The sequence below is a fragment of the Streptomyces sp. NPDC005492 genome (assembly GCF_040605995.1).
Lineage (GTDB): Bacteria > Actinomycetota > Actinomycetes > Streptomycetales > Streptomycetaceae > Streptomyces.
In genome coordinates, this window is the sequence record NZ_JBEXDX010000021.1 from 132,183 (window position 1) to 149,404 (window position 17,222).

The 17,222-nt window shown below is 71.2% G+C and carries 18 protein-coding genes; 3 read left to right on the forward strand and 15 right to left on the reverse strand.

All coding sequences use genetic code 11. The annotated features are described in order from the left end of the window. Positions 1 to 10: 10 nt before the first annotated feature. The 4 genes from ABZT04_RS26740 to tsaB are packed head-to-tail and all read right to left on the reverse strand — an operon-like array spanning position 11 to position 2,586. Complete coding sequence (locus tag ABZT04_RS26740; RefSeq protein WP_356059520.1) at positions 11 to 268, reverse strand: hypothetical protein; 258 nt, start codon at positions 266 to 268, stop codon at positions 11 to 13. Beyond that, entirely contained in the window at positions 265 to 1,365 is a 1,101-nt protein-coding gene (gene tsaD / locus ABZT04_RS26745) for a tRNA (adenosine(37)-N6)-threonylcarbamoyltransferase complex transferase subunit TsaD (RefSeq protein ID WP_356059521.1), read from the reverse strand. Before tsaD ends, ABZT04_RS26740 begins: the two co-directional genes overlap by 4 nt. Beyond that, positions 1,358 to 1,936: a GNAT family N-acetyltransferase gene (locus tag ABZT04_RS26750; RefSeq protein WP_356059522.1), complete on the reverse strand. Its 579-nt coding sequence runs from the start codon at positions 1,934 to 1,936 to the stop codon at positions 1,358 to 1,360. The genes tsaD and ABZT04_RS26750 overlap by 8 nt, the downstream gene beginning before the upstream one ends. Next, positions 1,933 to 2,586, reverse strand: coding sequence for a tRNA (adenosine(37)-N6)-threonylcarbamoyltransferase complex dimerization subunit type 1 TsaB (gene tsaB, locus ABZT04_RS26755; protein ID WP_356059523.1), 654 nt, complete (start codon positions 2,584 to 2,586; stop codon positions 1,933 to 1,935). The genes ABZT04_RS26750 and tsaB overlap by 4 nt, the downstream gene beginning before the upstream one ends. 130 nt (positions 2,587 to 2,716) lie before the next feature. Here tsaB and ABZT04_RS26760 point away from each other — a divergent pair, with 130 nt between their 5' ends. Further along, complete coding sequence (locus ABZT04_RS26760) at positions 2,717 to 3,271, forward strand: hypothetical protein (RefSeq protein ID WP_356059524.1); 555 nt, start codon at positions 2,717 to 2,719, stop codon at positions 3,269 to 3,271. A 16-nt stretch (positions 3,272 to 3,287) separates the two neighbouring features. Here the strand turns inward: ABZT04_RS26760 and ABZT04_RS26765 are convergent, their stop codons facing one another. The 10 genes from ABZT04_RS26765 to glmS form a co-directional block, all read right to left on the reverse strand. Then, positions 3,288 to 3,449: a hypothetical protein gene (locus ABZT04_RS26765; RefSeq protein WP_356059525.1), complete on the reverse strand. Its 162-nt coding sequence runs from the start codon at positions 3,447 to 3,449 to the stop codon at positions 3,288 to 3,290. A 138-nt stretch (positions 3,450 to 3,587) separates the two neighbouring features. Continuing rightward, positions 3,588 to 4,109 (reverse strand): tRNA (adenosine(37)-N6)-threonylcarbamoyltransferase complex ATPase subunit type 1 TsaE, encoded by a 522-nt coding sequence (tsaE, locus tag ABZT04_RS26770; RefSeq protein ID WP_356059526.1) that lies wholly within the window; start codon positions 4,107 to 4,109, stop codon positions 3,588 to 3,590. Then, entirely contained in the window at positions 4,075 to 5,313 is a 1,239-nt protein-coding gene (locus ABZT04_RS26775) for an alpha/beta hydrolase (RefSeq protein ID WP_356059527.1), read from the reverse strand. The genes tsaE and ABZT04_RS26775 overlap by 35 nt, the downstream gene beginning before the upstream one ends. After that, positions 5,310 to 6,578: an alanine racemase gene (gene alr, locus ABZT04_RS26780; RefSeq protein WP_356059528.1), complete on the reverse strand. Its 1,269-nt coding sequence runs from the start codon at positions 6,576 to 6,578 to the stop codon at positions 5,310 to 5,312. Before alr ends, ABZT04_RS26775 begins: the two co-directional genes overlap by 4 nt. Positions 6,579 to 6,624: 46 nt before the next feature. Beyond that, positions 6,625 to 7,518, reverse strand: a complete 894-nt coding sequence (locus ABZT04_RS26785; protein ID WP_356059529.1) for a L,D-transpeptidase family protein — start codon at positions 7,516 to 7,518, stop codon at positions 6,625 to 6,627. Between the two features lie 112 nt (positions 7,519 to 7,630). Then, positions 7,631 to 9,082 (reverse strand): NAD(P)H-hydrate dehydratase, encoded by a 1,452-nt coding sequence (locus ABZT04_RS26790; RefSeq protein ID WP_356059530.1) that lies wholly within the window; start codon positions 9,080 to 9,082, stop codon positions 7,631 to 7,633. 21 nt (positions 9,083 to 9,103) lie between these two features. Further along, complete coding sequence (locus ABZT04_RS26795; protein WP_356059531.1) at positions 9,104 to 10,513, reverse strand: hypothetical protein; 1,410 nt, start codon at positions 10,511 to 10,513, stop codon at positions 9,104 to 9,106. 172 nt (positions 10,514 to 10,685) lie between these two features. After that, the gene (locus ABZT04_RS26800) at positions 10,686 to 11,057 is read right to left on the reverse strand and encodes a holo-ACP synthase (RefSeq protein WP_356059532.1); all 372 of its coding nucleotides are present in this window, start codon (positions 11,055 to 11,057) and stop codon (positions 10,686 to 10,688) included. Positions 11,058 to 11,067: 10 nt separating this feature from the next. Next, positions 11,068 to 11,637 (reverse strand): DUF4328 domain-containing protein, encoded by a 570-nt coding sequence (locus ABZT04_RS26805; protein WP_356059533.1) that lies wholly within the window; start codon positions 11,635 to 11,637, stop codon positions 11,068 to 11,070. A 44-nt stretch (positions 11,638 to 11,681) separates the two neighbouring features. Further along, on the reverse strand, positions 11,682 to 13,529 hold the full coding sequence (glmS, locus tag ABZT04_RS26810) for a glutamine--fructose-6-phosphate transaminase (isomerizing) (RefSeq protein ID WP_356059534.1): 1,848 nt from the start codon (positions 13,527 to 13,529) through the stop codon (positions 11,682 to 11,684). Positions 13,530 to 13,706: 177 nt separating this feature from the next. On the opposite strand from glmS, the gene coaA reads away from it, so the two are divergent. Together coaA and ABZT04_RS26820 are read left to right on the forward strand one after the other, a co-directional pair. Next, entirely contained in the window at positions 13,707 to 14,675 is a 969-nt protein-coding gene (coaA, locus tag ABZT04_RS26815; protein ID WP_356059535.1) for a type I pantothenate kinase, read from the forward strand. A 23-nt stretch (positions 14,676 to 14,698) separates the two neighbouring features. Continuing rightward, positions 14,699 to 15,640 (forward strand): DUF389 domain-containing protein, encoded by a 942-nt coding sequence (locus tag ABZT04_RS26820; RefSeq protein WP_356059536.1) that lies wholly within the window; start codon positions 14,699 to 14,701, stop codon positions 15,638 to 15,640. Here ABZT04_RS26820 and glmM read toward each other — a convergent pair. Beyond that, positions 15,637 to 16,995 carry a phosphoglucosamine mutase gene (gene glmM / locus ABZT04_RS26825; protein ID WP_356059537.1) on the reverse strand — a complete coding sequence of 453 codons (1,359 nt, stop codon included), beginning with the start codon at positions 16,993 to 16,995 and terminating at the stop codon, positions 15,637 to 15,639. The two genes, ABZT04_RS26820 and glmM, sit on opposite strands and share 4 nt — an antisense overlap. Between the last annotated feature and the right edge of the window lie 227 nt (positions 16,996 to 17,222).

The following is a 17,222-nucleotide window of genomic DNA, read 5'->3' on the forward strand; positions in this document are numbered from 1 at the left end:
TACTCCCCCGTCAGCCCTCCCCCACCGACTCGAACCGCCACCGATGCACCGCCCGCATGACCAACTCCCCCTCAGGCTCAGGAAGTTCAGGCAGCTCGGCCGCGTACTCCGCCTCCCACCACGTGATCACAAGCACCCGGTCCTGAGGCGCCCGCAGGACCTCCCGGCGCAAGGGCTCCGACGGCAGTCGCTGCTCCCGTACCCACGCGAGCAACTCCTCCCCCCGCCCCGGTACCGCCCGTGCCTCCCACATCAGCGCGACCGTCACGAGTACAGGTTCTCCTTGCCGACCTCGTGCACGTGGTCGTGGGAGTGGCCCGGTACATGCGGGTCCGTCACCGGCAGGGAGGAGTCCGCGGACAGGTCCCAGTCCGAGGGCGCCCGGTTCCGCGCCACCATCTCCGCGCCGAGCGCGGCGACCATCGCGCCGTTGTCCGTGCACAGCTTGGGGCGCGGGACGCGCAGGCGGATGCCGGCGGCCTCGCAGCGCTCCTGGGCCAGCGCCCGCAGGCGGGAGTTGGCGGCGACACCGCCGCCGATCATCAGGTGGTCGACGCCCTCGTCCTTGCAGGCGCGGACCGCCTTGCGGGTCAGGACGTCGACGACCGCCTCCTGGAAGGACGCCGACACATCGCGCACCGGCACGTCCTCCCCCGCCGCCCGCTTCGCCTCGATCCAGCGGGCCACGGACGTCTTCAGCCCGGAGAAGGAGAAGTCGTACGCCGGGTCGCGCGGGCCGGTGAGCCCCCGCGGGAAGGCGATGGCGTTCGGGTCGCCCTCCTTGGCGTAGCGGTCGATGACCGGTCCGCCCGGGAAGCCGAGGTTCAGCACCCGGGCGATCTTGTCGAAGGCCTCGCCCGCCGCGTCGTCGATCGTCGCGCCCAGCGGCCGTACGTCCGAGGTGATGTCCGAGGAGAGGAGGAGCGAGGAGTGGCCGCCGGACACCAGCAGCGCCATCGTCGGCTCCGGCAGCGCGCCGTGCTCCAACTGGTCCACGCAGATGTGGGAGGCGAGGTGGTTGACGCCATAGAGCGGCTTGCCGAGCGCGTACGCGTAGGCCTTGGCCGCGGAGACGCCGACGAGCAGCGCGCCCGCGAGCCCCGGGCCCGCGGTGACCGCGATGCCGTCGAGGTCGCTCGCGCTCACCCCCGCGTCCTTCAGCGCGCGCTGGATCGTCGGGACCATCGCCTCCAGGTGGGCGCGGGACGCCACCTCGGGGACGACCCCGCCGAAGCGGGCGTGCTCGTCGACGCTGGAGGCGACGGCGTCCGCCAGCAGGGTGTGGCCGCGGACGATGCCGACGCCGGTCTCGTCGCAGGAGGTCTCGATGCCCAGTACGAGAGGCTCGTCGCGTGAGTCAGCCATGGATCTCGGTTCCTTGTACGGAAGTTGAGCCCGCAGCGGAGCTGCTGTCGGGATCTGTGGACAGGCGCATCACCAGGGCGTCGACGTTGCCCGGCTGGTAGTAGCCGCGCCGGAAGCCGATGGGCTCGAAGCCGAAGCGCTCGTACAGCTTCTGCGCGCGGACGTTGTCGACGCGGCATTCGAGCATGATTTCGGCGCACTCGAACTCGCTTGCCGCGCTGAGGAGTTCGGTCAGCAGGGTGGCACCGAGGCCGGTGCCCCAGTGGTCGCGGGCGACCGCGATGGTCTGGATGTCGGCCCCCGTGGCGGAGCCACCGTCGGACGCGGTGCCGGCGATGGCGAGGCCCGCGTATCCGACGACCCGGGGGGCGCCGTCGGCGGTCTTCTCGTCGGTGGACTCGGCGACCAGGTACCGGCGGGTCGCGTCGGCGCCCCGCGCGTGCGCCAGTTCGGACCAGAACATGCCCCGGGACCAGGCGTCCTCGGGGAAGAGGTCCTTCTCCAGCTCCAGCACGGGATCGATGTCCCACCAGCGCATCTCGCGCAGTCGAGGGCTCGCTGATTCGGTCACTTCGGGGTGACCACCTTGTAGTTCTTGGGCACCTGGGCGTCGGGGCGGCGCAGGTACAGCGGCCGGGGCGCCGGGAGTTCGACGCCCGCCGCCAGCCGCTCGGCCGCCAGCGAGGCGAGCGCGGCGGCGGACACGTGCTCCGGCTCGTGCACACTCGGGAAGGTGTCCGGGTAGAGCAGCGCGCCGGCGCCGACGGCGGGCAGCCCCGCGACCTGGTCGGTGAGGTCCGCCGGCCGGTCCACAGCCGGGTCGGTGACCCGGGTGCGGGAGTTGGCGTAGCGCGCCCAGTAGACCTCCTTGCGCCGCGCGTCCGTGGCCACGACGAAGGGGCCGTCGAGGTCGGTGGCGTAGGCGAGGCCGTCGAGCGTGCACACACCGTGCACGGGCACACCGAGCGCGAGGCCGAAGGTGTCCGCGGTCATCAGGCCGACGCGCAGTCCGGTGTAGGGGCCGGGGCCGGTGCCGACGACGACACCGGTGACGGCGTCGAGCGCGAGCCCCGCTTCGGCGAGCACACGGTCGACGGCCGGGAGCAGCAGCTCACCGTGGCGGCGCGCGTCCACCTGACTCGACGAGGCGATGACGGCCTCGCCGTCGTGCAGGGCGACGGTGACGGCGGGGGTGGCGGTATCCAGAGCGAGCAAGAGCACGCAAACAGCCTACGGCTCCGACGCCGTGGGCACGGCCGCCCCGGTCGGCCCGCCCCCGACTGCTACCGTCACCTACGGTTACGACAGTTACCGGTTATGTGACACGTACGAGACACGGAGGTGGGCGCCGATGGCCGGCGGCAGCGCGGGAATCGTGGCCGGGCTCACCGTGGCGGCGATCGCCACGGTCGGCTTCCTCACCTATCAGGCATCGGCGAACGCCCCGGGCGGGGTGGGCAACACGGCCCACACGAGCGCCGCGCCCGTGGCCACCTCGAAGGCACCGCGCGACAAGCAGAACCCCGCCGCGCTGCCCGCCGACTCCGGCCGGGGCGAGCGGGTCGTCTACTCGGTGGACGACGACCGGGTGTGGCTGGTCGCCGAGGACAACAGAGTCAACCGCACGTTCAAGGTCACCCCCGGCACGGTGGATCCGACCACGGGTTCCTACGCGGTCACCTCGCGCTCGAACGCGATCATCGGCACCGACGGCACCCCCATCCAGCACGTCGTCCGCTTCGCCAACACGGACGGGGTCGCGATCGGCTTCAGCGTGCCGGTGAGCGGCACCACGCAGCAGCCCGATCCGACCACGAAGTCGGGCGGCATCCGCGAGTCGCCGGCGGACGGCGCGGCGATGTGGGAGTTCGCGACGATCGGGCAGCCGGTCGTGGTGATCCGCTGACGACCTACGGAACGCCCTAGGCGGCTTCGCGCCGCTCGGCCGGCTGTTCCACAGGCTCCGGTGCGCGCGGGGGCGTCGAGACCGCCTTCGCCGCGGCACCCGCCGCCAGCAACTCCCGCATCGAGACCCCGGCAGGAACGTACGGCTGTGGACGGTCCTGGTGCTCTGAAGCCGGCATGGACGCCTCCTGGGGCCTGGGGCAGACGTAGTTAGGTAGACCTAACTACGTACTGGATACCATGTGACCACGCGCGAGACCCGGAACGCAACATCTTGCCGACACCTTGTCGGAACCCACACGCCCCGCACCATCCGGTCAGGCGCCGAGCACGCCCAGTTCGACCTCGGCCCAGCGCTCACCGAGCCCGGTGACGGTGACATGCCGTACCTCGTCGGTGGTGTCGCCCACGGCCCGGTGGATCACGACGGACAGCCGGTCGTCGGTCAGCTCCTCGACCTTGCCCTCGCCCCACTCCACGACGATCACCGACTCCGGCAGGGACACGTCGAGGTCGAGGTCCTCCATGTCGTCGAGACCGCCGGCCAGCCGGTACGCGTCGACGTGGACGAGCGGCGGCCCCTCGCCGAGCGAAGGGTGCACGCGCGCGATGACGAACGTCGGCGAGGTGACCGCGCCGCGCACACCGAGTCCCTCCCCGAGGCCCCGGGTCAGGGTCGTCTTGCCGGCGCCCAGCTCACCCGTGAGCATCACGAGGTCGCCCGCGCGCAGCAGTTTGGCCAGGCGGCGTCCCAACTCCCGCATCTGCTCGGGGGAGTTGACGGTGATCGATACGGACAGGGGCTCAGCCGCGTCGTGCGGTGCTGCTGGTGCTTCCATAGCCACTTACGGTAGCCCCTGCGGGCACGGCACCCGCGCGGGTGAGCAGGTCGGCGAGGCGGTCGGTGACCACCTCCGGGTGCTCCAGCATGACCAGGTGCCCGGCGTCCGGCACCAGCACCAGCTCGGCGTCCGGCAGCAGGTCGGCGATGGCCTCGCTGTGTTCGCTGGGGGTGACGAGATCCCCGATCCCGGCCAGTACGAGCACCGGCATGTCCTTGAAGTGGGTGAGGGCCGCGGTCTTGTCGTGGTCGGTGAAGGCCGGGTAGAACTCGGCGACCACGTCGATCGGGGTGCCCTCGATCATCCGCTCGGCGAACCGCGCGATCGCCGGGTCGACGTCCCGCGAGGCGAACGAGTACCGCTTGATGATTCCGGCGAACAGATCGGCGGTGGCCCGCCGCCCCCGCTCCACCAGCGCGGCCTGCTGTCCGAGCGCCTTCAGCACTCCGGGCAGCACCCGCCGTACCGCGTTGACCCCTGCGACGGGCAGCCCGAAGTTGACCTCGCCGAGCCGCCCGGAGGACGTACCGACGAAGGCGGTGGCGACGACCCGGTCGCGGATCAGCTCCGGGTACTGGTCGGCGAGCGCCATCATCGTCATGCCGCCCATGGAGTGCCCGACGAGCACGATCGGCCCCTCGGGCACGGCCGCGTCGATCACGGCCTTCAGGTCGCGGCCCAACTGGTCGATGGTGAGCGGCATGTCGTCCTCGGCCTGCGCGACCCCGCGCGCGGAACGGCCGTGGCTGCGCTGGTCCCAGTGCACGGTCCGCACGACCCCGCGCAGGGCCGCCCGCTGGAAGTGCCAGGAGTCCTGGTTGAGGCAGTAGCCGTGGCTGAAGACGACGGTGACCTGGGCCGGGGCCTTGCGTCCGAAGAGCCGGCGGCGCTTCGGGGTGACGGTGACGTCCGCCTCGATGTCGTCGACCTCGTAGTACAGCTCGGTGCCGTCGTCGGCCTGGGCCGTGCGGGGGGTGCCGCGCAGCGAGCCGTACGGTCCGGTCGAGTCGAGCGCCAGCCGGGCCCGCTCCCGCATACCGCGTCCGACGGTCATCCGCTCTATGGCGACACCGGCCGCGGCCCCGGCGGCGATCACACCTATCGCGGCGCCGGCGATGCCGGTCACCTTGCGCCAGTTCCCGGCCGCCCCCGTGGCGGCGGAGGCGACCGCGACGACCGCCTCCGCACTGCTCTCGCTCACGTGCCGCTCCTCTTCGCGTCTCGGCCCTGCGCTACGTCGTCGGTCTCATACCCGGTGACGGCCTCGTCGACGAGGGCGACCTCAGTGACGTGGGCAACCTCATGGACATAGACGCGGGGAACGCGTGTTCCGATGCGGGTCACGATCTCGTACGCGATGGTGCCGGCGGCCTGGGCCCAGTCCTCGGCGGTGGGCTCGCCGCGGTCGCCGGGCCCGAAGAGGATCGCCTCCGCGCCCGCCTCGGGCTCGTCGCCGCCCAGATCCACGACGAACTGGTCCATGGCGATCCGCCCCGCGACCGTCCGCCATTTGTCGCCGACCAGCACCGGGCCGGTGCCGGAGGCGTGCCGCGGGACGCCGTCCGCGTAGCCGACGGGGATCAGGCCGAGGGTCGTGGTGCCCGGGGTGACGTAGTGATGGCCGTAACTCACGCCGTGCCCGCCCGGCACCTGCTTGACCAGGGCGACGGACGCCTTCAGGGTCATCACCGGCCGCAGCCCGAAGTCGGCCGGGGAACCCAGCTCTGGGCTGGGCGAGACGCCGTAGACGGCGATGCCGGTGCGGACGAGGTCGAAGTGGGAGTCGGGCCGGGTGAGGGTGGCGGGCGAGTTGGCGATGTGCCGCACCTCGGGCCGCGCGCCCCGCCCCTCCGCCTCCGCGACCATCTCGCGGAAGAGGGCGAGCTGGGCATCGATGGAGGGATGCCCGGGCTCGTCGGCGCAGGCGAAGTGCGACCAGAGCCCGGTGACGCGGACCAGCCCCTCGGCCTCCGCGCGCAGGGCGGCGCCGACGAGTTCGGCCCAGTCGGCGCCGGGCTGACATCCGTTGCGCCCGAGCCCGGTGTCGGCCTTGAGCTGCACGCGCGCGGGCCGGCCCACCGCGCGGGCGGCGGCGACGACCTCCTCCAGGGCCCACATACCGCTCAGCGACACATCGAGACCGGCTTCGATGGCCTCCCGCCAGGGTCCGCCCGGCGTCCACAGCCAGCACATGATCCGCACCCCGTCCGGCAGCCCGGCGCGGGCCCGCAGGTCGAGAGCCTCCTCGGGCGTGGCCGTACCGAGCCAGGTCGCCCCCGCCTCGACGGCCGCGCGGGCGCAGGGCACCGCCCCGTGGCCGTACGCGTCGGACTTCACGACGGCCATGAGGGCCGCGCCCGGCGCGAGGGCGCGCAGGGCACGCACATTGGCCCGCAGGGCACCGAGGTCGATCTCGGCACGGGCGCGCAGCGGCGCGGTCGGCTGAAGTGCTGCTGTCTCATTCATGACGCCCCCAGTCTCTCAGAGGGGACTGACAAGCCCGGAGGCCCGCCTAGTTTCCTGACCGGTGCCCCCACACGTAGACGCGGTCACCCGTCTTGAGGACGCTCCACAGCTTGCGGGCGTCGGACAGCCGCAGATTGACGCAGCCCCAGGAGCCGAGGGTGGTGTAGATGCTGCCGTAGACGGCGTGGAAGGCGATGCCGCCGTCGAAGAACTGGGCATACGGCATAGGGCTGTTGTAGAGCGTCGACCAGTGGTTCTTGTGCTTCCAGTAGATCTTGTGCCAGCCGCCCCGGGTCACATGCCCCTTGCGCCCGCTGCGCATCGGCACCGGCCCGAAGACGACCTTCCTGCCCTTCTGCACCCAGGTGAGCTGCCGGTTGAGATCGACACAGGCGACCCGGTACGAGCGCACCGGGCACTTCCCGGCCGCGTTCGGATTCTTCTTCGCGCTGATCAACTGCATGCGCGCCCAGGTGACCGGCCCCGCGAAGCCGATCGCGGGTTTGATCCCCTCCTTCTGCTGGAACGCCCGGATGGCCTTGCAGTCGGCGGCCGACTGCTTCCCGTCCACCCGCAGCTTCAACCACCGTTCCACGCTCCGCTGATACGGCCCGGTCTGCTTGCTGCACGTCACCTTCGCGACGGCGTCCCCGATCGGCACGTACTCGACGAGCGCGTACGTCCCCGCCGCCGCTTCCTGCGGCTCCACCCGGTCCTCCTCGGCGGTCGGCGTGTACACCTTCGGCGGGAGCGCCTGATCGGGCGTGTCGATCTGCCACGGCTGATACGGCCCCGGCGGCACCCCGGGCACCAGCTCGGTCTCACCGGGCCCGGCCGCCGGCACCGGATCGGCCTGGGCGACCCCGCCCCCGACGGGGAGGGCGACCACCGCGGTGAGCAGCACCGCGATGCTTCTGTGCGCGATTCGTGTACTGATCATGCGATCAGAGAATCCCGGGGGTACGGCGGGGGACGGGCGCCGCGCGGGCGGGGTCACCCTTATTGCCGAGCCCGCCGGGGAGCCCGGAGGCGTTCAGCTCAGGGCCGGCGAGTCAGTCCCGCACATCGCGCCAGGCGACCCGCACCGCCTCCGCGACATCATGCGCCCCCACCGGCGCCCCGTCCGCGGCCAGCCTCCCCGCCAGCCCATGCAGATACGCGCCCACACTCCCCGCGTCGAACGCCGACAACCCCGACGCCAGCAACGACCCCGCGAGCCCCGACAACACGTCACCGCTCCCGGCCGTGGCGAGCCATCCGGTCCCCGTCGGATTCACCCGCACCGCCCCGCCCCCCGAGTCGGCCACCAACGTCGTCGACCCCTTGAGCAGCACGGTCGCCCCGTACCGCCCCGCCAACTCCCGTACGGAATCCAGCCGAGCCCCCTCGACCTCCTCCCGGGCCACCCCGAGCAGCGCGGCGGCCTCGCCCGCGTGCGGAGTCATCAGCGTCGGCGCCCTACGAGCCCGCACGGCGTCGGGATCGGCCAGCCGCAACCCGTCCGCGTCGATGAGCACCGGCACCTCGGCCGTCACCACCTCCGCCACGGTGCCGGCGTCGTCCCCCGCCCCCGGCCCGACGACCCACGCCTGCACCCGCCCCGCCTTCCGCGGCCCCCCGTCCGACACCAGCGCCTCCGGGAACCGGGCGATCACCGCGTCCGCGGCCGGCCCGACGTACCGCACGGCCCCCGCGCCGCCCCGCAACGCCCCGGCGACAGCGAGCACGGCCGCCCCCGGATACCGCCCGGACCCGGCGGCGATCCCCACGACCCCACGCCGGTACTTGTCGCTCTCGGCCCCCGGCACGGGCAACAGCCGCGCCACATCCACGTGTTGAAGCGCCTCCAGCGCGGGCTCGTCCGGAAGCTCGCCCCCTTCGCCGCCTTCGCCGAGCCCGATGTCGACGAGCCGTACGGCCCCGGCGTACTCCCGCGCGGGATCGATCAGCAGCCCCGGCTTGTGCACCCCGAAGGTGACGGTGACGTCGGCCCGGACAGCCGCCCCCCGCACCTCCCCGCTGTCCGCCTCGACCCCACTCGGCAGATCGACGGCGACGACGACACCCCGGGAGTCCCCGGCAAGGGCGGCCAACCGCGCGGCGTCCGGCCGCAGTCCGCCCTTGCCACCGATCCCGACGATCCCGTCGAGGACGAGGTCGGCGCGGAGCACCGGCTCCTCGGCCGCGTCCGGCGCGACGGTACGACCGCCCGCGCGCACCAGCGCCGCGAGCCCTCCCTCATGGGTCCGCTCGGGAGCGAGCAGCACAGCGGTGACGGCGGCCCCGCGTCGGGCCAGCCGCGCCCCCGCGTACAACGCGTCCCCGCCGTTGTCCCCGCTCCCCACCAGCAGCACGACCCGGCTGCCGTAGACCCGGCCCAGCAACTGGGCGCAGGCGACGGCCAGTCCGGCCGCCGCGCGCTGCATGAGGGTGCCCTCCGGCAGCCGAGCCATCAGCTTCTGCTCGGCTGCCCTGACCGTCTCGACGCTGTACGCGATACGCATGCGTTCGAGTCTCTCGCGAAACTACTTCTTCTGCTGGAAGAGCCATTCCCGGATGCCCTCGACGGTGTAGGCCGCCCGCCAGGTGCAGATGTGGTTGTCGACGCTGGACTCCGCGAGCCCGGGCCACACCACGGTGCCCTTCTTCAGTGGGGTGAAGTTGATCGGCGTGTTCTTGGCCCGGACCTCGGCGGCGAGCGGGGCGAACTCCGCGGGGGTGAGCTGGCCGTCCCACACGGCCCGGCTGATCTTCGCGCCCTGCTTCGCCAGCGTGTCCATGATCCCGGTCATGCCCGGGTACGCGGTCTCGTCGCCCTGGGAGACCACGGCCCAGATGTTCTGCTTGGCCAGCGGCTTGACCTTGTCCAGGTCGCCCCACTGCCCGGCGACGAGGAACGACGCGGCGAACAGGTCCGGGTAGGTGAAGTCGAGCGCGATCGAGGTCATCGCGCCGCCGGACTGACCGGTGGTGTACAGCCGGTCGGTGTCGATGCCCTTGTACTTGCCGGTGACCGAGTCGACCAGGCCCTTGATGGTCTTCAGCGCGGTCGCGTTGCCGTCGCTGCCCTCGTCGCTCTCCCCGGTGAACTGCGGCGCGAGCACGAAGCATGCACGCTTGGCCTGCTCGCTCGGGCTCGCCCAGATCACGGCCCCGAGCCCTTGGGTGAGCGTGATGAGCGGGTTGGAGCTGACGGTGCCGGCGTCGTGCATGAACAGGACCATCGGATACGACGTGTTCTCGTCGTAGTCCTTCGGCACGAAGAGGTTGTACTGGATGGAGGCGCCGGTGTCGGCGTCCTTGTACTTGAGCCCCTGGTGGAAGTCTTCGACGACCAGATTGACGACCTTGCTGGTCTTCACGCTGCCACTGCTCGCCGCGTACGCGTCACCGCCGGTCGTGGTCACGGTCCCGGTCTGGGTCACCGTGGCCACGGCCTTCTTCAGGGTGGCCCCCGAGGACATGCCGCCGCCCTTCTTCCCGGAGGCGGACCCGGAGGGGGGCCCGGACGGCTGGCCGGAGGGCTGTTGCTGGGACGAGGAGGTGGACGGATTGGTGAACGAATCCTCGTACACCGCCGCGGCCTTGTCGGCGGGCGAGAGCTCGATGATGACGTACTCACCGTCCGTCCCGTGCCCGGCCTTGGCCGCCGAGGTGTTGGTGTAGACGTCGGTGACGGTCCGACCGGCGACCTTGAAGGACGACATCGACACCTTCGACCGGTCGATGGTCGTGTCGTACTTCAGCGCTACGGCCGTGAGCCGCTGCCCGTTGCCGAACACCTCGGTGATCGCGGTGCCCTCCTTGATGTGGCCGCTGCTCTCACTCAGCCCCGCCGCGTTCGCCCGCGCCGTGTCCGACCCGGAGGAACACGAGGCGACGACCGGCACCGCACCGGCCGCGGCGATGCCCATCAGGATGCTCCTGCGCTTCACTGGTCGTACTCCCTGCCGCAGACGACGAACGTTTCCCAAACGCTAACCAGCATGAACGCCTGCCAGTCGCCCCAGCCATCGACTGCACCCTATTCATTGGCCTGTCCAGGCTCTTTCGCAGCTGCCGCACAGCCTCCTAAGGAAATTCTCACCAGCAAACAGAAACTCGCGATCACCCCTCAGCGATGACCACCGCCGAGGCCACCCCCGCGTCATGGCTCAAGGAGACATGCCAGGACCGGACCCCCAGTACGGCCGCCCGTGCCGCGACCGTCCCCGTCACCTTCAACCGGGGCTGCCCACTGTCCTCGACAAACACCTCGGCATCCGTCCACAGCAGCCCGGCCGGCGCCCCCAACGCCTTGGCCACCGCCTCCTTGGCGGCGAACCGCGCGGCCAGCGAGGCGGCCCCCCGCCGCTCCCCGCTCGGCAGCAGCAACTCACTCTCCAGGAACAGCCGTTGGGCCATCCCGGGCGTGCGCGCGAGGGACGCCGCGAACCGGTCGATCTCGGCCACATCGATACCAACCCCGATGATGCTCATGCGGAGCACCCTACGGCTGTCGGTCCTGCAGCCCGGTGAGGTGTTGGACGACGCCGATCACCAGGACGGCCGCGCCGAGGGAGAGCCCCTCCGCCACCACCAGGGCCGGCACCGCCACTCCCTTGCCCACCGAGAACGCCACCACGCTCACCGCAGAGTGCGCGACCCAGACCGCCCACCAGGCGTTCACCAGAGCCTCTTTGCGCGGCCTCCGCGACGCATCGGCGCTCGCGCGCTCGACATCCAGCACGAACCGCCGGGGCACCCACCAGTTGACGACGGGTATGAACCACGCCAGGACGGTCCACACACCCGACGCACGCACGGTTCCGGGAGCGAGGACCTCCGCGTTGCGCCGGCACCGGCCGAGCCACAGGAGGAAGAGCACGGCTGCCGCCGTCGTCGCGTAGACGAAGACCATCGACGCGGTACCCGACGCGGTGGGCGACGCGTCGGTGCGGTGCGTGGCATCGGCCCTGAGCTCCACCGCCCGGTACACGTCCGCGAGGGCCGCCACCGCTATCGCTCCCTGCGCCCAACGCGCGTGTGCCCAGGGAGCCTTCAACTCGGGTCTCTTCATGGCGGGAGACCTTATCCGCGACGCGACGGCGACAGCGCGACGGGCTACTCCACCGTCACCGACTTCGCCAGGTTCCGGGGCTGGTCCACCTCGTTGCCCCGTGCCGTGGCCAGCTCGCAGGCGAACACCTGCAACGGCACGGTCGCGACCAGGGGTTGCAGCAGCGTCGGGGTGACCGGGATCCGGATCAGGTGGTCGGCGTACGGGAGGACCGTCTCGTCGCCCTCCTCCGCGATCACGATGGTCAGCGCGCCCCTCGCCCGGATCTCCTGGATGTTGGACACGATCTTGTCGTGGAGCACGGACCGCCCGCGCGGGGAGGGAACCACGACGACCACGGGCATGCCCTCCTCGATCAACGCGATCGGCCCGTGCTTCAACTCGCCCGCCGCGAAGCCCTCGGCGTGCATGTACGCCAACTCCTTGAGTTTCAGGGCACCTTCGAGAGCGACCGGATACCCGACGTGCCGCCCCAGGAACAGCACGGTGTTCTTGGAGGCCACCGACCGCGCCAACTCCCTTACCGGCTCCATGGTTTCGAGCACCCGCTCGACCTCACCGGAGATCTGCGACAGGTCCCGGATGACCGCCTGGATCTCGTCGCCCCACTTGGTGCCCCGCACCTGACCGAGATAGAGAGCCACCAGATAACACGCCACGAGCTGCGTCAGAAACGCCTTCGTCGACGCCACGGCCACCTCCGGCCCGGCGTGCGTGTACAGCACCGCGTCCGACTCCCGGGGAATCGTCGACCCGTTGGTGTTGCAGATCGCCAGCACCTTCGACCCCTGCTCGCGGGCGTGCCGTAGCGCCATCAGCGTGTCCATGGTCTCGCCCGACTGGGAGATGGCGATGACCAGCGACCGCGCGCCCAGGATCGGATCCCGGTACCGGAACTCGCTCGCGAGTTCCACCTCGCACGGGATCCGGGTCCAGTGCTCGATGGCGTACTTGGCGATGAGGCCCGCGTGGAAGGCCGTACCGCAGGCGACGATGACGACCTTGTCGATCTCCCGCAGCTCATGGACCGGGATGCGGACCTCGTCCAGCGTGAGCAGGCCCTCCGTGTCGATCCGGCCGAGGAGGGTGTCGGCGACCGCCTTCGGCTGCTCGGCGATCTCCTTGAGCATGAAGTAGTCGTAGCCGCCCTTCTCGGCGGCGGAGGCGTCCCAGTCGACGTGGTACGAGCGGACCTCGGCCGGAGCGCCGTCGAAACCGGTGACCGTCACCCCGTCCCGGCGCAGCTCGACCACCTGGTCCTGGCCCAGTTCGATCGCGGACCGCGTGTGGGCGATGAACGCGGCGACGTCGGAGGCGAGGAAGGCCTCACCCTCGCCGACACCGACGACGAGCGGCGAGTTCCGGCGCGCGCCGACGACCACGTCCGGCTCGTCCGCGTGCACCGCGACCAGCGTGAACGCGCCCTCCAGCCGTCGGCACACCTGCCGCATCGACTCCGCGAGGTCCGCGGACGCCGAGAACTCCTCGGCCAGCAGATGCGCGACCACCTCGGTGTCCGTGTCGGAGGCGAGGTGGTGCCCGCGCTCGGCCAACTCGGCCCGCAGACAGGCGAAGTTCTCGATGATGCCGTTGTGGACGACGGCGACCCGCCCCGCGTTGTCGAGATGCGGATGCGCGTTGGCATCCGTGGGCCCGCCGTGCGTGGCCCAGCGCGTGTGCCCGATGCCCGTCGACCCGGCCGGCAGCGGCCGGTCGACCAGTTCCTTCTCCAGATTGACGAGTTTCCCGGCCTTCTTGGCCCCCGCCAGCCCGCCGTCCGCGAGCACGGCGACACCCGCCGAGTCGTATCCCCGGTACTCCAGCCGCTTCAGCCCGGCCATCACCACATCGAGCGCCGACTGCGACCCCACGTATCCCACGATTCCGCACATGCGCCGCAGCCTAGGCGCCGAGGCCCGCCCGAACACGGCACTTCGTGCCCGATTTCGGAAATTCCGGCCATGATCGAGAACGCGCGAAGCGCGGGCGGACGGCCCACGTGACCCACCCCACCCCCCACCCCGTTCAAACTCCGTTAACAATGGACTGTGATCTCTCCGGTCTCCCCGATGCCCCGGAGCGCCCACCGGCACAAGCCGGAGGCGACTCCCTACGTCGACCTCACCCGAGCAGAGTGGAGCGCGCTGCGCGACAAGACGCCGCTGCCGCTCACCGCCGAGGAGGTCGAGAGACTGCGCGGGCTCGGTGATGTCATCGACCTCGACGAGGTGCGGGACATCTACCTCCCGCTCTCCAGACTCCTCAACCTCTACGTCGGCGCCACGGACGGCCTCAGGGGCGCCCTGAACACCTTCCTGGGCGAACAGGGCTCCCAGTCCGGCACCCCGTTCGTCATAGGGATCGCCGGATCCGTGGCGGGCGGCAAGTCGACCGTGGCCCGCCTGCTCCAGGCGCTCCTCTCCCGCTGGCCCGAGCACCCGCGCGTCGAGCGGGTGACGACCGACGGCTTCCTGCTGCCGACCAAGGAGCTCCAGGCCCGCGGGCTGATGTCACGCAAGGGATTCCCGGAGTCCTACGACCGCCGGGCACTGACCCGGTTCGTCGCCGACATCAAGGCGGGCAAGGACGAGGTCACCGCCCCCGTCTACTCCCACCTGATCTACGACATCGTCCCCGGCGAGAAGCTCGTCGTCCGCCGGCCCGACATCCTGATCGTCGAGGGGCTCAACGTCCTTCAGCCCGCCCTGCCCGGCCAGGACGGCCGCTCCCGGGTCGGTCTCGCCGACTACTTCGACTTCAGCGTGTACGTCGACGCGAACGCCGAGGACGTCGAGGGCTGGTACCTCAACCGCTTCAAGCGGCTGCGCGAGACCGCCTTCCAGAACCCGGACTCGTACTTCCGCAGGTACACCCAGGTGTCCGAGGAGGAGGCCCTCGACTACGCCCGCACCCAGTGGCGAACGATCAACAAGCCCAACCTGGTGGAGAACATCGCCCCCACCCGCGGCCGCGCCACCCTGGTCCTCCGCAAGGGCCCGGACCACAAGGTCCAGCGACTGCGGCTGCGCAAGCTCTAGACCGGCCTGTTAAAAAGGGCACCATGCTGCACCTCCGTCTGATCACGCCCCCCGATACGACCGACGCCGTGGTTCGGCTGATCGAGAAGACGGTCGGCACCACGCATCTGGTCGTGCTGCCCGGCGCCGCCCGCAACCCGGCCGGCGATGTCGTCATGTGCGACGTCGCCCGCGAGGCCGGTGACGAACTCATCGGCGGGCTACGGGCGTTGGAGCTGGACCGCACCGGCTCGATCGCCGTCGAGAACATCGACCTGTCGCTGTCGAAGCGCGCCGACAAGGCCGAGGACGAGGCGCCGGGCGAGGGCGCGGACGCGGTGCTGTGGGAGCAACTGGCGGACGCGACGCACGAGGAGTCGACGCTCAGCGTCACCTACGTCGCGTTCCTGGCCGTCGCCACGATGCTCGCGGCCTGCGGTGTGATGCTGGACAACGCGATCCTGATCGTGGGCGCGATGGCCGTGGGACCGGAGTTCGGGCCGCTCGCGGGGATCTCGACGGCGCTGGTGCGGAAGGCTCCGCACCTGGTGTGGCGGTCGCTGTGGGCGCTGCTCGCCGGGTTCGCCGCCGCCATGGTGCTGACGGCGGGCTTCAGTTGGCTGCTGGACGCCTTCGGACTGTTCCAGAGGTCCATGGTGGAGGCGGCCCGACCCAACACCGCCTTCATCTGGAAGCCGGACTCGATGTCGTTCGTGGTCGCCTTCCTGGCGGGCATCGCGGGCACCCTGTCCCTCACGTCCGCCAAGTCCGGTGCCCTGATCGGGGTGGCGATCTCGGTGACGACCGTCCCGGCCGCCGCGAACGCCGCCGTGGCCCTCAGCTACCGGGACTACTCCCAGACATGGGGCTCCACTTGGCAGCTCCTCGCCAATCTCGGCGGGATCGTCCTGGCGGGCACGCTCACGCTGCTGGTCCAGAAGTGGTTCTGGACCCGGCAGCGCGAGCGCGCCGCCCAACTCCCCTAGCCCAGCGCCGACTTGACCGCGTCCGCCAACCGCCCCGCCACCGACCGCGCCTGATCGATGTCGGCGGCCTCGACCATCACCCGTACCAGCGGCTCCGTGCCCGAAGGACGCAGCAACACCCGCCCGGTGGAACCGAGTTCACGCTCCGCGTCGGCGACCGCGGCCGCCAGGTCGGCGGAGGTGCCCACGCGGGTGCGGTCCACGTCGGGCACATTGATGAGCACCTGCGGCAGCCGCGTCATCACGGACGCGAGGTCCTGGAGCGTACGGCCGGTGTCGGCGACCCGCGCCGCCAGCATCAGGCCGGTCAGCGTGCCGTCACCGGTGGTCGCGTGGTCCAGGATGATGACGTGCCCGGACTGCTCGCCGCCCAGCGCGTAGCCGTGCTCCTTCATCTCCTCCAGGACATAGCGGTCACCGACCGCCGTCTGCACGAGCGTCAGACCCTCGCGCTCCATGGCCAGCTTGAAGCCCAGGTTCGACATGACGGTCGCGACGACGGTGTCGGAGCGCAGTGCGGAACGCTCCCGCATCGCCAGCGCGATCACGGCCATGATCTGGTCCCCGTCGACCTCTTCGCCGGTGTGGTCCACGGCCAGGCAGCGGTCCGCGTCACCGTCGTGCGCGATGCCGAGGTCGGCGCCGTGCGCGACGACGGCCGCCTTGAGCAGGTCCAGGTGGGTGGAGCCGCAGCCGTCGTTGATGTTGAGCCCGTCGGGGTCCGCGCCGATCGTGACGACCTCGGCGCCGGCCCGGGAGAAGGCCTCCGGGGAGACCCGGGCGGCGGCGCCGTGCGCCTCGTCCAGGACGATCTTCAGCCCGTCGAGCCGGTTCGGGAGCACGCCGATGAGGTGGGCGACGTACTGGTCGAAGCCCTCGTTGTAGTGCCGGACCCGACCCACGCCGGAGCCGGTGGGGCGGTCCCAGGGAGCGCCGGTGCGGTGCTCCTCGTAGATCTTCTCGATCCGGTCCTCCAGCTCGTCGTCGAGCTTGTGCCCGCCGCGCGCGAGGAACTTCAGCCCGTTGTCGGGCATGGCGTTGTGGCTCGCCGAGAGCATCACACCGAGGTCGGCGCCCAGCACACCGGTGAGATACGCCACCGCGGGGGTGGGCAGCACACCGACGAGCAGTACGTCCACGCCCGAGCTGGCCAGGCCTGCGACCACCGCGGCCTCCAGGAACTCCCCGGACGCGCGCGGGTCCCGCCCGACCACGGCCGTTGCCCGGTGGCCTGCGAAGGTGCCCGCCTCGGCCAGCACGTGTGCCGCGGCGACGGAGAGGCCGAGCGCCATCTCGGCCGTCAGATCCGCGTTGGCGACACCGCGCACGCCGTCCGTGCCGAAGAGTCGTCCCACTTGTCCTCCTGAGGAAGGCGAATTTCCTGCATCCCAGGCATACGATGCCTGATCATCCGATCACACAAGCCTTTGAGCGCCTTGTGCCGTTATACGCCCCCGGCTGTGATAAACGAACGCCCCGGCGGCACGGCACCCCCCGAGCCCGTGCCGGTCATCCCGAGCAGGCTGAATCCGGTGACGACGACGGGCCGCTTGGCGCGTCCGTCCCAGGCCCGCGCCAGACC

Coding starts and splice junctions, on each gene's coding strand:
- tsaD (WP_356059521.1), bottom strand. CDS start 1,365: ATGGCTGACTCACGCGACGAGCCTCTCGTACTGGGCATCGAGACCTCC.
- ABZT04_RS26760 (WP_356059524.1), top strand. CDS start 2,717: ATGGCCGGCGGCAGCGCGGGAATCGTGGCCGGGCTCACCGTGGCGGCG.
- ABZT04_RS26765 (WP_356059525.1), bottom strand. CDS start 3,449: ATGCCGGCTTCAGAGCACCAGGACCGTCCACAGCCGTACGTTCCTGCC.
- tsaE (WP_356059526.1), bottom strand. CDS start 4,109: ATGGAAGCACCAGCAGCACCGCACGACGCGGCTGAGCCCCTGTCCGTA.
- alr (WP_356059528.1), bottom strand. CDS start 6,578: ATGAATGAGACAGCAGCACTTCAGCCGACCGCGCCGCTGCGCGCCCGT.
- ABZT04_RS26785 (WP_356059529.1), bottom strand. CDS start 7,518: ATGATCAGTACACGAATCGCGCACAGAAGCATCGCGGTGCTGCTCACC.
- ABZT04_RS26790 (WP_356059530.1), bottom strand. CDS start 9,082: ATGCGTATCGCGTACAGCGTCGAGACGGTCAGGGCAGCCGAGCAGAAG.
- ABZT04_RS26800 (WP_356059532.1), bottom strand. CDS start 11,057: ATGAGCATCATCGGGGTTGGTATCGATGTGGCCGAGATCGACCGGTTC.
- ABZT04_RS26805 (WP_356059533.1), bottom strand. CDS start 11,637: ATGAAGAGACCCGAGTTGAAGGCTCCCTGGGCACACGCGCGTTGGGCG.
- glmS (WP_356059534.1), bottom strand. CDS start 13,529: ATGTGCGGAATCGTGGGATACGTGGGGTCGCAGTCGGCGCTCGATGTG.
- coaA (WP_356059535.1), top strand. CDS start 13,707: ATGCCCCGGAGCGCCCACCGGCACAAGCCGGAGGCGACTCCCTACGTC.
- ABZT04_RS26820 (WP_356059536.1), top strand. CDS start 14,699: ATGCTGCACCTCCGTCTGATCACGCCCCCCGATACGACCGACGCCGTG.